The following is a 13,330-nucleotide window of genomic DNA, read 5'->3' on the forward strand; positions in this document are numbered from 1 at the left end:
AAGTGAAACTTAGCCAAGGATGTGAAAGTCAAGACATTACGCCAAAACCGCCCCTGCCACCATGCTATCAGGCAATAGCACAACGGTTAATTGTCCGTCTTTTTCTGCCGATAAAATCATGCCCTCACTTACGCCAAATTTCATCTTGCGTGGAGCAAGGTTGGTAACGCAAATCACCGTTTTACCTTGTAACTTTTCTGGTTTGTAAAACTTAGCAATACCGCTAAATACTTTGCGAGTTTGCTTTTCGCCTTGTTCATCAGTATCGCCTACATCAAGGGTAAATTGCAATAGTTTATCCGCCCCTTCAACGGCATTGCATTTAAGCACTTTGGCGACTTTCATTTCAACTTTGGCAAAATCATCAATGCCGATAAAGGCGGTTTGGTCGGTGGCTTCCACAGGCTTACTCTCTTTTTTGGATTTTTGGGCTTTTTTGGTGTTGGTGGGTTGCAGGTTTTCTTTTGAGTCATCAACCATGGCTTGCACCTTTTTGGGGTCAATGCGTTGCAAAAGAGGCTTAAACTCATTGATAGAATGCGTTAGGACGTGAAAGCGTTCATCAAAATTCATGCTATCCACATTCAAAAATTCTTTGGACTGTTCGGCAAGTTTCGGTAGCACAGGCGACAGATAAACCATGATTTTGTGAAATAGGTTTAGCCCCACAGAGCAGATGTCTTGGACGTCCTTACTGTTCGGGTTTTCTTTGGCAACCGCCCACGGTTTTTTGTCGTCAATGTACTGATTGGCAAGGTCGGCAAGTGCCATAATCTCACGAATGGCGGTGCTAAATTCACGGCTTTCGTAGTGCTTGATGATACTGTCGCCAGCTTGGATAAATTTGTTTGCCAATTCAGGCTCGGCACAGGTAGCGGAGAGTTTATTATCAAATTGGGTATTGATAAATTTAGCACAACGACTGGCGATGTTTACGACTTTACCGACAAGGTCTGAGTTGACTTTGGCGATAAAATCATCAAGATTTAAATCACTGTCTTCTACTTTATCAGACAATTTGGAGGCAAAATAATAACGCAAATATTCAGGATTTAGGTGGTTCAAATACGTTTCGGCTTTGATGAATGTGCCACGAGATTTGCTCATTTTTTCGCCATTGACAGTCAAAAAGCCATTGACAAATAGGCTCGTGGGCGTGCGATAATTCGCCCCTGTGAGCATGGCAGGCCAAAATAAGGCGTGGAAATAAACAATGTCTTTGCCAATAAAATGATACACTTCGGCGGTGCTGTCGGGACTCCAATAATCATCAAATGACACATCAGGGCGGTGGGCGGTCAAGTAGTTTTCAAAACTTGCCATATAGCCAATCGGTGCGTCCACCCACACATAAAAATATTTGTCGTCCGTGTCAGGGATTTTAAAGCCAAAATACGGAGCGTCTCGGCTGATGTCCCAGTCGGCAAGCCCAGCCTCAAACCATTCGTCCAATTTGTTGGCGATAGAGACAGGCAGTCGCCCTTCATCCCGTGTCCATTTTTGCAAAAATTCGGTGAAGTTTGGCAGTTTAAAAAAGTAATGGTCGGACGTTTTTTCCACAGGGGTTGCACCGCTTAGGGTGGAGCGTGGGTTGATGAGTTCGGTGGCGTTGTAGGTTGTGCCACACACTTCGCACGAGTCGCCATATTGGTCGTCCGCTTTGCATTTGGGGCAGGTGCCTTTGATAAAGCGGTCGGATAGGAACATCTCTTTTTCGGGGTCAAACAGCTGAGTTACGGGCTTGACGGCGATGTTGCCTGCCTTATGATTGGCAAGGTAAATGGCTTCGCTGTGCTTGCGGTTGGTCTCGCTATGCGTGCTGTCATAATGCTCAAAGGACACGCCAAAGCCAGCGAAATCTCGTTCATGCTCTACTTGCACGCCTTTGATTTGCTCTTCGGGCGTGATACCGTTCGCTTCGGCACGGAGCATAATCGCCGTTCCGTGAGCGTCATCGGCACAGACATAAATCACGTCATGCCCCATAGACCGCATGGCACGCACCCAAATATCGGCTTGGATATAGCCCAAAAGGTGTCCCATGTGAATAGAGCCGTTGGCGTAGGGCAGGGCGTTGGTAACAAGAATTTGGCGTTTGGCTGTCATGATGTACCTGTTTTGAAAATGATAAAATGGCGATTATTATAGCGTAAAAGCCGTGATAAAACCATGACAAAATAGGGTATAATAGGGCAAATTTTGGGAGCAGTCCTATGCAAAAGATTATTTCACTAAAACAAGAATTACTGGATATTATCGATAGTATCACGCCAATCATGTTCTTTTGGTTAAATGCAGTGGTGTGGTCGTTACTGCTGATTTGTGGGTATTTGCTATTAGAAATAATCAATTTATCTTTACCACGCCCATTTTTGCTTTGACATATGGCTTTGTCATTAATTCAGGCATATTATTCCAAGATGACTTTATTACAGACAAATCACAATTATCCAGCGTTACTGCCACCGTACCTGCCGAATATGAATATGTGCGAATAGGTGGTGGTAAATACTCTCGCACGCATCATTATTTTGTCATTGGCGATGTTAAATTACACTGCTCTGATGATAATTATGATGAATGTGAAAAAGCGTATGCCTACAAAGACCAAACAGCAACGGTATTATATGCTGATGGGCTATTATATGATATGGAAGTGGACGGAAAAAAGATATATGAATTTAATGAACAACTTGCCAAATTCCAACATGACAGACAAAAGAAAATCTATGAATTTATCACGTCATTGGTATTATTCGGTATTCCGTCTTTGGTGTTTTTCTTTTTAAATAAACGGGTTATTCGAGATATTGAAATCATCGAAGATGATAAAAAAGAAAAAACCAAAAAACCTTTAAATATTAAATTTAAAAATGCCAATAATACCGAAAAATCAGCAGATGACACAAGGCAACACGATTTGGGTTATAATAGATTTAATAAAAAGAATGCCGATTATAAACAGCGATTACATGACAAATTATCCGCTCAAAGATTAAAACAACAGCAAATCAAGGCACGCATTGGTGGGGGTGGTATTGCTTGGTCGATGTTATGTATTTTATTGGCGGTGGTAACATTTTTATTGGCTTTTGTGATGCTTGTTATGGATTCTTATGTGGGCGTGGTTATCTATCTATTATTGGTGGTGGGTTTTGCTTATTTAACAAAATTACCCAGCAGGCACGCCAAAGCAGAAGTGGACGATTATTATGAAATGAGTGAATATGAAGAATTGGCAGATTTGGAAGAATATGATTTAACAGGTATTTATCATTATATTAGTGTGATTGGCTGGTTTGGGCTGTATGTATTTTCTCCGATTGCGTTATTTTTATTGGTTTTTGTTTTTGAATATATCAAGAGCGGTGATATTAATGTGGCGATAATTGTGGGAATTTTTGTGTTATTATTGGTGGGTATACTTTATGCGATTATCAAAAGGGCAAAAAATATGAGAGATTGGGTGCTCGAATAAATTAAAATAAATTAATTTAGAATAAAACAAGGGCGGTGATTATATCGCCCTTGTTTTTCAAATCGCCTTTATTTTTAAGTCATCTTTAATTTGTTAAATGAATTTATACAAATTTTAAATGTCCGCCTTTTTTGGGTGGTTCGTCATCGCCGTCATCGTCAGTGTCGTCTATATCATCAGGGTCATCGGGTGGGGTGTAGCCGTCATATTCGCTAGGATCAAAGAAAAAGCCTTCACTGGGGTCTTCTTTGGCATAAATACCAACCACTGCCTGCATGGGTATCCAGATGTCTTTTGAGACACCGCCAAATCGCCCTTGAAATGATAAGCCGTCATTGTCAATCAAGAGATTATTCGTGGCTTGGTAAGATATGGCAAGCACCAATTTGCCGTCTTGGGCGTATTCGGTGGGAGCGAGTAGCTGGGGGTGGGTGGCGTCCGTCATGAGATATGGGGTAAAGCCGTTGTCTGTTAGCCATTCATGCATGGCACGAACGAAGTAGGGGCGTTTTGGGGTAAGCATGGTTATGTCCTTGTTGTTGGTTAAAGTGAACTGATGAGTGTTAAATTATTAGGTATTGTTAAAAACAAATACCATAAGTTAAAATAACTCAATACTTTACCATAGAGTAAAAACCAATGAACGAAACATTTGATAGTTGTCCTAAATGTAAGCACAAACACTTTGTCAAAGCAGGTTTTAACAATGGCAGACAACGCTATAAGTGCAAAGGTTGCAATCATTACTTTTCAGTACATAAACCAACGCATCATAAAAGCGAAGCAACCAAGCAAATGGCAATCAATATGTATCTAGAAGGTTTGGGCTTTCGTTCAATTGGTCGCATATTAGGTATTAGTTATGGCACAGTCTATCAATGGGTTAAAAAACTTGGCGAACAACATCAAATCAAACAAGATAGCAATCAAGCGATAGATATCGTTGAGCTTGATGAGATTCATAGCTACACCAAGCATAAAAAACGCTTGCTGGACCCCGCTTGCCATTGACAGAACAACAAAACAAATCTTAGGTTTTGTTTGTGGCAGACGAGACACCAACACCTTTAAACAGCTTTACAATCAATTGAACATCCATAACATTCAACTGTTTTGTAGTGACTACTGGAAATCTTACCTTGAAGTCATTCCAAAATCAAAACATATGACAAGCAAAGCTCAAACTTTTACCATAGAGGGCTATAATAGTCCCATTAGGCATTTCACAGCAAGATTTAGAAGAAAATCAAAATGTTATTCTAAATCCGAGAAAATGATAGAAAACACTTTGAACTTACTGTTTGCTAAGTGGAATGGAACTTTGAATTATGTATTTTAGTTTAACAATGCCAATTATTAAAAATCATCATCGCTATAAACAGCAGGAGTGATGAGTGTCTTTTGAAAACTTACCCTTGCCGATAGGCGTGCTTGATATGCCAGTAGTGGTTTACACAGTTTGGTAGGTAAATGAATGCCTAGCATTGGTAAACGGTGCAAAAGTGGTAATAATAACACATCACACAGCCCAAACTCATCTTGCATAAAATAGTCATGACGAGCAAATAGGGGTGATAGCGTGATGAGTGAATCGGTCAAGGTTTTTTTGGCGTGGGTCGCTTCTGCTGGATTAAAGCTGTCAGGATGAGTCATCAAAATCCGCCCAAGCGAGAGCCAGTCTTGACGCAGTCGCCAAGCCAACTGACGCACTTTTGCCCGCTCTTTGGGGGTGGGTGGTAGGAGTTTATTGGCACCGTGCCGTTCTTCTAGATATTCAAAGATCACCATCAGCTCATATAATGCCAAATCCCGCCCCACAAGTACAGGTAGGGTGTTGTAAGGGTTTAGCTCGGCAAGATATTCGGGTCGCTCATCAGGGAGGTAGGCGAATTGATGATTCACGCCTTTTTCTTCTAGCAAAAACCGCACCACATGACTGTCATAGCCATCGTCACCATAGAGTAGGAACTGGGTGGGTAAAAGATGAGAAAAATCTGCCATGATATGAATGAGTCTGTTTTTGGGTGTTAAGTGTAACAAAAATTTTGGTAAAAGTGTGTAAATTTTGTCAATAAAAAAGACCGATGTGTATCGGTCTTTTTGGTCGGTGCTGGCTTATTTGACGTCTTTCCAGAATTCTTTGTTAAGTAGATATACTGGAATAAGTAGCACAAGTAAGAACAATAGTACGAATGCACCATAGACTTTACGTTCATGACGGACAGGCTCTGCCATCCATGCCATGAAGTTCACTAGGTCGCCCACACGAGCTTCATACTCTTCTTTACCAAGCTCTTTTTGCATGTTGTGTAGCACATGGGGCATGGCAGCATTGGCAAGCACTAGGTTGTTAGAACCCCAAGGACGGCTCGGGTCTTCGTAGAATGACAGTAGGTAAGTATACACCCAGTCATCGCCACGCAGACGAGTTTCTAGCGATAAATCTGGCGGTGCAGCACCAAACCATAGAGCCTGAGTATCAAGGTCAATCTTAGCAGTAATATGGTCACCGATTTGGTCGGTGGTTACCATGAGGTATTTTTCCATAAGCTCTGGTGGGATTTCCAAGTCCTTGGCAATGCGTGAATGACGCACATACTGGGCTGAGTGACAGCCCACACAGTGGTTCATAAACGTCTGAGCACCGCGTTGTAGCGAGCCTTTATTGGTTAGGTCAATGGGGGCTTTGCTACATTCTAGGGTAACTTTGGTGCCATCGGCTTCGGTGAACTCACCACAGCCGTGACCGCCTGCCGCTAGGGCAGAAGATGTTGCCATCATGCCACCTGCAAGCAGGAGACCAGCACCAAGCGATTTTAGAGTAAATGCTTTCATTAGTGACCTCCTCCTGTAACACGTTCTGGCGGTTGCTTGCATGTTTCCATAGACGTGTAGAACGGCATGAGAATGAAGTACAAGAAGTATAAAATAGTACAAATACGAGCAACTAGCGTACCTGTTGGTGTGGAAGAAACCCCGCCAAGATAACCTAAGATTAGGAAGCTAACCACAAAGACAGCTAGGGCAATCTTAGATAAAATGCCTTTATAGCGGATAGATTTCACAGGCGATTTGTCAAGCCATGGCATGACAAACAAGATGGCAATCGCACCAAACATCACAATCACACCTGGTAGAGCAGAGCCGAACATGGATGGCGTGGCACGAAGCATGGCATAAAATGGCATGTAGTACCAAACAGGAGCGATGTGAGCAGGTGTTTTTAGGGCGTTGGCAACTTCAAAGTTGGGTTTTTCTAGGAAATAACCACCACCTTCTGGGGCGAAGAATACCACGGCAAAGAAGCACATAAAGAACACCACGATACCCACCATGTCATGCACGGTATAGTAAGGATGGAAAGGTACGCCATCTAGTGGTACGCCATTTTTATCTTTAAGTTTCTTAATTTCGATACCGTCTGGGTTATTAGAGCCAACATGATGCAGAGCAACCAAGTGCATGAAAACTAGACCAACCAATACCAAAGGAATTGCCACAACATGCAGGGCAAAGAAACGGTTTAGGGTAATGCCTGAGATGATGTAGTCGCCTTTGACCCATTCAGCCAGACCATCACCGATAAAAGGAATGGCGGCAGGTAGGTTTAGAATAACCTGAGCACCCCAGAACGACATGTTGCCCCAAGGCAGTAGATAACCAAAGAAACCTTCTGCCATGAGACACAGATAAATTGCCATGCCGATGATCCAAACAAGCTCACGGGGCTTCTTGTATGAACCATACATCAGACCACGAAACATGTGTAGATAGACAACCACGAAGAAAGCGGATGCCCCTGTGGAGTGCATGTAGCGAATGAGCCAACCGCCTTTGACATCACGCATGATGTATTCAAGTGAAGCAAATGCTCCTTCGGCACTGGGGTTAAACATCATGGTTAGCCAAATACCTGTCACCAACTGATTGACAAGTACGACCATGGACAGCACGCCAAAGAAATACCAAAAGTTAAAGTTCTTTGGTGCGTAGTATTTTGACATATGGTATTCATAGGTCTCTGTCGCGGGAAAGCGAGCATCGACCCAACCCATAAATTTCTTAGCAATACTCATGATTATGCCTCCCCAACGGTCAAGATGGTGTCTTCAATCTTGTAGATAGGTACAGGTAGGTTCAAAGGTGCAGGCATGCTACTATAAACACGACCAGCTAAGTCGTACATAGAACCATGACAGGGGCAGAAGAAACCACCCATCCAGTCAGCACCACCTAAGTCCGCCACACCAACTTCGGGTCGGAACATGGGAGCACAACCTAAATGCGTACACACGCCCTCAACAACCAATATCTCAGGCTGAATGGAGCGTGTTTCGTTTTTGCAGTTGTCAGGTTGTACAGACCCGTTGGACTCAGGGTCGGCAAGCTTGGGAGCTACCTTGCTTAGGTTGGCAAGCATCTCTTCGGTACGTTTGACGACAAAGATAGGTTTGCCACGGTATTTTAACGTAATCATCTGCCCATTTTCGATGCTGGCGGTATCGGTAACAACGGCGGCACCAGCAGCTTCCGCTTTGGCACTTGGATACCAAGAACGCACAAATGGGGTGGCTATTGCACCAACACCAACCGCACCAACGGCAGCAGTGGACGCAATCAGGACTCTACGGCGTTTAACATTCACGCCTTCGGCATGGCTCATTAAAACTTCCTCCAGAAAATGAATGGGGGTTATCCCATACTGGGTGTGTGGTTATGATAAAACAATTTTATCATAACCACATTTGCTGTGCCTATTTTTCTAAACATGACTATTTTAAGCTATTTTTGTAATAAAATAAATCGTTCTTTTACAAAGTTGTGAAAAAAATCCATAAAAATTGTCATGAATTTACAAAAAAGTTTAAAATTGTATAAAAATTATACAATGCCCACTAAAATACTCAGCTTTATTTGCAACTTTATGTAAATTTTTGTTACTATTAATTAAAACAAAGAATCTATGTCATACATTAATAACAAGATTTTTTATCAATTGTGAATTTATCTAACAATGAAAAATCTATGTCAAGTTAAGTTATTTTAATCAAGAATAACGCATATAAAAAAACTCTCGAAGTTCGAGAGTTTTTTGAAAATGCAAAAATTAACGTTTTGAGAATTGTGGGCGTTTACGAGCTTTGCGTAGACCCAATTTCTTACGTTCAACTTCACGAGCGTCACGAGTCACAAAGCCAGCTGCTTTTAGGGCAGGTTTTAGCGTTTCGTCTGACTCAATCAAAGCACGAGTAATGCCGTGACGGATAGCACCTGCTTGACCGCTTGCACCACCACCAGTAACGGTGATGTATAGGTCATATTTGTCAGCACATTCTAGAAGTTCTAGGGGCTGACGTACAACCATGCGAGAAGTCTCACGACCAAAGTATTCGTCTAGGCTCTTGCCATTGATGACGATGTTACCAGTGCCTTTTGATAAGAAGACACGAGCGGTAGAAGTCTTACGACGACCTGTTCCGTAATTCTTTTCCATGTGTATCTCCTTAGATGTCTAGTACTTTTGGGGCTTGGGCGGTATGTGGGTGTTCACTCCCTGCATACAGTTTTAGCTTTTTAATCATTGCATAGCCCAAAGGACCTTTTGGTAGCATGCCTTTAACGGCTTTGTGTAGCACGTCTTCTGGCTTGTGAGCAAGAAGTTTGGTAAAGTTGGTCTTTTTGATACCGCCAGGATAGCCTGTGTGGCGATAGTATTTTTTGTCCTGAGCTTTTTTGCCAGTAACAGCGATTTTGTCAGCATTGATGACGATGATGTAATCACCAGTATCAACGTGGGGGGTGTACGATGGCTTATGTTTGCCACGTAGACGAGAAGCAATCTCAGAGGCTAGGCGACCTAGTGTTTTGCCTTCTGCGTCCACGACATACCAGTCATGTACAACCTCAGCGGGTTTGGCGCTAATAGTAGTAGTCATATAAAACCTATTTAGTTACGTTTGAGAGTTGAACAAATAAAAAAGCCCAAAGGCTTGATTTTACTTGCTTTGTGAGTTGGGAAACGAAGGGCTCTCAAAAAACAGCGGTTATTATAACCAATCAAACACAAAAAAGCAATGAAAATTTGAGATGAATTTACAAAACAAACCAAAATAAACAATGATAAATACGCCACGATAAAAGCCATTTAAATTGGGGAAAAATGGCAGAATGGGACTTTAAAATTTTATCAAATTTTCATAAAATGATGATAAGATAGATGATGTTGTTTTATTATTTTAAAAAGTTTATTTTTAAAAAGTTCAAAGGAGACACCATGACCGCACCACACGCCCCAAAGACCGCCAAGCAAATCAGCAAGCCCAACGCCATCACACACCAAAATGCCGACACCGCTCCTAGTATTGAAAACCAAGCCATGCAGAGTGTGCTCGGACAGACCCCTGCACCGACCGATTTGCACTATATTGAACAGATTGTTGATGAATCGGGCAATTTTACCCCTGACTGCTTTATCAATCGTGATTTGTCCACACTACGGTTTCAGCTTCGAGTGTTGGCTCAGGCGACCAATCCACGCCATCCGCTGTTGGAGCGTATGTTCTTTTTGACCATTTTTTCATCAAATATGGATGAGTTTTTTGAAATTCGGGTGGCAGGGCTTATCCAAAAAATGAAAAATGGCGATAGGTCAAGCAGTCTGGACGGGCGAAAACCATCCGAGCTACTGGCGGAGGTTAGTCAGGTGGCACACCGTGCGGTCGAAGAGCAGTACCGCATCTTAAATGAAGACATCTTGCCTGAGCTTGCCAAATCGGACATCCGCTATCTTAAACGCCATGAGCTGACCGATGCCCAAAAGGCGTGGATGCGGGAGTACTTTTTTAATCAAGTGTTGCCTGTCTTGACCCCTATTAGCATTGACCCTGCACATCCATTCCCCCGAGTGGTCAATAAGTCCTTGAATTTTATCGTCAGTCTAGAAGGTAAAGATGCCTTTGGGCGGGATTTGTCGCTTGCCATCGTGCCTGCCCCACGCTCACTACCTCGTGTGATACGCCTGCCCGATGAGCTGACAGGGGGCAAAGACCACCACATCATGCTCTCAGCGGTGATTCATGAGCATGTGGGCGAGCTGTTTTTGGGCATGAAAGTCACCGGTTGTCATCAATTTAGACTCACTCGTAATGCCGACCTTGATGTGTCCGATGATGTCGAAGACCTAGCCAAGGCGTTAGAAGGTGAGCTGGATAACCGCCGTTTTGGGCATAAGGTGCGTCTAGAAGTAAGTACCAACTGTCCCAAAGAGCTGTATGAGCTACTATTAAAAGAGTTTGAGCTTGATGAGTCGCAGCTTTATCGGGTCAATGGTCCTGTGAACCTGACTCGCATGCTGACAAGTTTTGATAAGCCTGAGTTAAAATTTACCCCGTTCACGCACGCCATCCCCAAGCCATTTAAGGGTATGGAGACGGTCAAAGTCGCCAAAGACAACACGTCTATGTTTAATGTCATGAAAAACAAAGACGTGCTGGTACACCATCCTTTTGATGCGTTCACACCTGTGGTCAATCTCTTGTGGCAGGCGGCGAACGACCCTGATGTACTTGCCATCAAACAGACCATTTATCGCTCTGGCACCAACTCAGAGATTGTCCAAGCCCTAGCCGCTGCCGCTCGTAATGGCAAAGAAGTGACCGCCGTCATCGAACTGCGTGCCAGATTTGATGAAGCCAGTAACATCGCTGTCGCCAATATGCTAACCGACGCCGGAGCCATTGTGGTATATGGCGTGGTTGGTTACAAGACACACGCCAAGCTCATGCTCATCGTGCGTCGAGAAGACGGCAAAATCCGCCGTTATACTCATCTAGGCACGGGCAACTATCACGCTGGCAACGCCAAAGCCTATACCGACTATGGGCTGTTTACCGCTCACGAAGAGATTTGTGCCGATGTAGCAGGCGTGTTCGGACAGCTCACAGGCATGGGCAGGCCATTGCCATCCCATCACATCATGCACGCACCTTTTACCCTGCATGATGGACTGATACGCCTCATCGATGATGAGATTAATCATGTCAAAAACGGCAAAAAAGGGCGTATCATCCTAAAATGTAACGCCATCACCGAGCGTGGTATCATCAACAAGCTCTATGAAGCAAGCCGTGCAGGGGTAGAGATTGACCTGATTATCCGTTCCATTTGCTGTCTGCGTCCACAGGTCAAGGACTTGTCCGAGCATATCCGTGTACGCTCTATCGTGGGACGGTTCTTGGAGCATACCCGTGTCTATTATTTTTATAATGATGGCGATGAAAAGCTCTACTGTTCGAGTGCTGACTTGATGGACAGAAACCTGCTGCACCGTGTGGAAGTGGCGTTTCCGATTTTGGATGAGAGGCTCTTTAAACGCATTTATGAAGATGGGCTGATAAACTACCTTGGCGATAACGTGCAGGCGTGGGAGCTTGATGGGCGTGGCGAGTGGAATCAAGTCCATCATGATAAAGACGGCACGGACATTCACGACGCTCAGCAGTGCCTATTAGAAAAAATCTGCGAGCGTGCCTGATGGGTTGTTATTGTGGCTCGGGCAACCCTTATGCAGTGTGCTGTCAGCCTTATCATGACGGCACGCCTGCCCCTACTGCCGAGCATCTTATGCAATCAAGGTTTGGCTCTTTTTATCTAAAAAACGTGGACTATATCATCGCCACAACCGTTCCAAGCCAGCAAGATAGGCTTGACAAATCCGCCTTGCAAGCATGGGCAGACGGCATGAACTGGACACGCCTTGACGTGATAAGTCATAACAAAGTCGGCAAACGCCACGTCCAAGTGCATTTTAAGGCCTATTTTGACAATGGCGATGGCGAGCAGGTGCATGATGAATTGTCCGCTTTTGTCAAAATAGGCGAGCGGTGGTATTTTCTTGACCCAACCGTGCCTGTTATGCTGACCAACAAACAGCTGTGCCTTTGTGGTAGTGGCGAGAAGTTTAAGGTGTGTTGTGGGAGGTTTTTGCTTTAACTACCAAAATGGAGTGTGTAGGGGCGAATTATATTCGCCCAAAAATCAAAGCTTTATCATGGGGCAAATTGCCATTTGCCCCTACAAATTTTGCCAAGAGTATTGAACTTATTACATTGCATCAAAAATTATGAAAAATGAAATTTATGAAACCTATAAAGATTGGGACATGAGCCACGCAAAACGCAATCACGCCAATCCCAAAATGAGCCGATTTTTACAGGCAAAACAGGATCATGACAGCGACATTACCGCTTTACTTGATAATGATGTGTTGGAGCTTATCAAACAGCACGCCCACAATCAAAAAGACCGAGAACGTCTAAATGCCGTAATACGTTTATTGTTTGCATGATTTTTGGTGCGTTATGGAAAGTTTTTTTAAACCAACAAAAAGGTGTATAATACGCCTTTTTCTTTTGCCGAATTTTTATAAAATATATTGTTAAACTCGACCCTGAAATCATGATGAAAAGCGACACCGTGCGTAAACGCTTTGTCAAGATTTTGGCAGGAAATTTGCGTAATGTCCTAAAACCCCTTGATGAGACGGCAGTTGTGGTTCAGCATTGGGACTATATTAAAGTGCGTCATCGCAATGAGTCGGCACGCCCCATATTGCTTGACAAATTGCAATGCACCTCAGGCATTCATCATATTCTAGAAGTCGAAGAATCGCCTTTTGCCGATTTGCATGACATTTTTGAGCAGACCTTGCCTAAGGTAAGAGAAAGCCTTGAAAACAAGAGCTTTTGCGTGCGAGTCAAAAGACGTGGCACGCACCCATTTACGTCCATGGACATCGCCAAATATGTGGGCGGTGGGCTAAATTAGGCGATAGCCAGTGCTAAGGTGCAACTT

The 13,330-nt window shown here is 43.5% G+C and carries 14 protein-coding genes; 6 read left to right on the top strand and 8 right to left on the bottom strand.

Going from position 1 to position 13,330, the window contains the following annotated elements; translation table 11 throughout:
* Positions 1-36 precede the first annotated feature (36 nt).
* Positions 37-2,106, bottom strand: a complete 2,070-nt coding sequence (gene metG, locus LP107_RS04575) for a methionine--tRNA ligase (RefSeq protein ID WP_078273543.1) — start codon at positions 2,104-2,106, stop codon at positions 37-39.
* 178 nt (positions 2,107-2,284) lie between these two features.
* On the opposite strand from metG, the gene LP107_RS04580 reads away from it, so the two are divergent.
* Positions 2,285-3,478, top strand: coding sequence for a hypothetical protein (locus tag LP107_RS04580; protein ID WP_078273542.1), 1,194 nt, complete (start codon positions 2,285-2,287; stop codon positions 3,476-3,478).
* A gap of 103 nt (positions 3,479-3,581) precedes the next feature.
* Here the strand turns inward: LP107_RS04580 and LP107_RS04585 are convergent, their stop codons facing one another.
* Positions 3,582-4,001, bottom strand: a complete 420-nt coding sequence (locus LP107_RS04585; protein WP_078273541.1) for a ClpXP protease specificity-enhancing factor SspB — start codon at positions 3,999-4,001, stop codon at positions 3,582-3,584.
* A gap of 116 nt (positions 4,002-4,117) precedes the next feature.
* Between LP107_RS04585 and LP107_RS04590 the strand changes: the two genes are divergently transcribed.
* Positions 4,118-4,817 (top strand): IS1 family transposase gene (locus LP107_RS04590; RefSeq protein WP_228157684.1). Its coding sequence is split into 2 segments (ribosomal slippage): positions 4,118-4,464 and positions 4,463-4,817, totalling 702 coding nucleotides; the frame shifts between segments, so codons are not numbered across the junction.
* 17 nt (positions 4,818-4,834) lie between these two features.
* Here LP107_RS04590 and LP107_RS04595 read toward each other — a convergent pair.
* The 6 genes from LP107_RS04595 to rplM form a co-directional block, all read right to left on the bottom strand.
* A complete protein-coding gene (locus tag LP107_RS04595) occupies positions 4,835-5,479 on the bottom strand; it encodes a glutathione S-transferase N-terminal domain-containing protein (RefSeq protein WP_078273151.1) in 645 nt (214 codons plus the stop codon).
* A 114-nt stretch (positions 5,480-5,593) separates the two neighbouring features.
* Positions 5,594-6,313: a cytochrome c1 gene (locus tag LP107_RS04600; RefSeq protein ID WP_078273150.1), complete on the bottom strand. Its 720-nt coding sequence runs from the start codon at positions 6,311-6,313 to the stop codon at positions 5,594-5,596.
* Positions 6,313-7,533 carry a cytochrome b gene (locus tag LP107_RS04605; RefSeq protein WP_029102508.1) on the bottom strand — a complete coding sequence of 407 codons (1,221 nt, stop codon included), beginning with the start codon at positions 7,531-7,533 and terminating at the stop codon, positions 6,313-6,315. The genes LP107_RS04600 and LP107_RS04605 overlap by 1 nt, the downstream gene beginning before the upstream one ends.
* Positions 7,534-7,556: 23 nt before the next feature.
* Entirely contained in the window at positions 7,557-8,141 is a 585-nt protein-coding gene (gene petA, locus LP107_RS04610; protein ID WP_078273149.1) for a ubiquinol-cytochrome c reductase iron-sulfur subunit, read from the bottom strand.
* Positions 8,142-8,585: 444 nt separating this feature from the next.
* Positions 8,586-8,972: a 30S ribosomal protein S9 gene (gene rpsI, locus LP107_RS04615; RefSeq protein WP_112742458.1), complete on the bottom strand. Its 387-nt coding sequence runs from the start codon at positions 8,970-8,972 to the stop codon at positions 8,586-8,588.
* A 10-nt stretch (positions 8,973-8,982) separates the two neighbouring features.
* Entirely contained in the window at positions 8,983-9,414 is a 432-nt protein-coding gene (rplM, locus tag LP107_RS04620; RefSeq protein WP_078273148.1) for a 50S ribosomal protein L13, read from the bottom strand.
* A gap of 338 nt (positions 9,415-9,752) precedes the next feature.
* On the opposite strand from rplM, the gene ppk1 reads away from it, so the two are divergent.
* The 4 genes from ppk1 (at position 9,753) to LP107_RS04640 (ending at position 13,303) form a co-directional block, all read left to right on the top strand.
* Positions 9,753-12,011 carry a polyphosphate kinase 1 gene (gene ppk1, locus LP107_RS04625; RefSeq protein WP_410173922.1) on the top strand — a complete coding sequence of 753 codons (2,259 nt, stop codon included), beginning with the start codon at positions 9,753-9,755 and terminating at the stop codon, positions 12,009-12,011.
* Positions 12,011-12,469 carry a YchJ family protein gene (locus tag LP107_RS04630; RefSeq protein WP_078273147.1) on the top strand — a complete coding sequence of 153 codons (459 nt, stop codon included), beginning with the start codon at positions 12,011-12,013 and terminating at the stop codon, positions 12,467-12,469. The genes ppk1 and LP107_RS04630 overlap by 1 nt, the downstream gene beginning before the upstream one ends.
* Positions 12,470-12,638: 169 nt before the next feature.
* On the top strand, positions 12,639-12,824 hold the full coding sequence (locus LP107_RS04635) for a hypothetical protein (RefSeq protein ID WP_158079587.1): 186 nt from the start codon (positions 12,639-12,641) through the stop codon (positions 12,822-12,824).
* 86 nt (positions 12,825-12,910) lie between these two features.
* Positions 12,911-13,303 carry a THUMP domain-containing protein gene (locus LP107_RS04640; protein WP_420029517.1) on the top strand — a complete coding sequence of 131 codons (393 nt, stop codon included), beginning with the start codon at positions 12,911-12,913 and terminating at the stop codon, positions 13,301-13,303.
* Positions 13,304-13,330 lie beyond the last annotated feature (27 nt).

Origin of the sequence: Moraxella bovis (assembly GCF_025985205.1) — a bacterium.
Taxonomy (GTDB): Bacteria; Pseudomonadota; Gammaproteobacteria; order Pseudomonadales; family Moraxellaceae; genus Moraxella; species Moraxella bovis.

Excerpts from the sequence above, each read along its gene's own strand:
- LP107_RS04605 (WP_029102508.1), bottom strand. The coding sequence starts at position 7,533 with ATGGGTTGGGTCGATGCTCGCTTTCCCGCGACAGAGACCTATGAATAC.
- rpsI (WP_112742458.1), bottom strand. The coding sequence starts at position 8,972 with ATGGAAAAGAATTACGGAACAGGTCGTCGTAAGACTTCTACCGCTCGT.
- LP107_RS04585 (WP_078273541.1), bottom strand. The coding sequence starts at position 4,001 with ATGCTTACCCCAAAACGCCCCTACTTCGTTCGTGCCATGCATGAATGG.
- LP107_RS04635 (WP_158079587.1), top strand. The coding sequence starts at position 12,639 with ATGAGCCACGCAAAACGCAATCACGCCAATCCCAAAATGAGCCGATTT.
- petA (WP_078273149.1), bottom strand. The coding sequence starts at position 8,141 with ATGAGCCATGCCGAAGGCGTGAATGTTAAACGCCGTAGAGTCCTGATT.
- rplM (WP_078273148.1), bottom strand. The coding sequence starts at position 9,414 with ATGACTACTACTATTAGCGCCAAACCCGCTGAGGTTGTACATGACTGG.
- ppk1 (WP_410173922.1), top strand. The coding sequence starts at position 9,753 with ATGACCGCACCACACGCCCCAAAGACCGCCAAGCAAATCAGCAAGCCC.
- LP107_RS04595 (WP_078273151.1), bottom strand. The coding sequence starts at position 5,479 with ATGGCAGATTTTTCTCATCTTTTACCCACCCAGTTCCTACTCTATGGT.
- LP107_RS04630 (WP_078273147.1), top strand. The coding sequence starts at position 12,011 with ATGGGTTGTTATTGTGGCTCGGGCAACCCTTATGCAGTGTGCTGTCAG.
- metG (WP_078273543.1), bottom strand. The coding sequence starts at position 2,106 with ATGACAGCCAAACGCCAAATTCTTGTTACCAACGCCCTGCCCTACGCC.
- LP107_RS04600 (WP_078273150.1), bottom strand. The coding sequence starts at position 6,313 with ATGAAAGCATTTACTCTAAAATCGCTTGGTGCTGGTCTCCTGCTTGCA.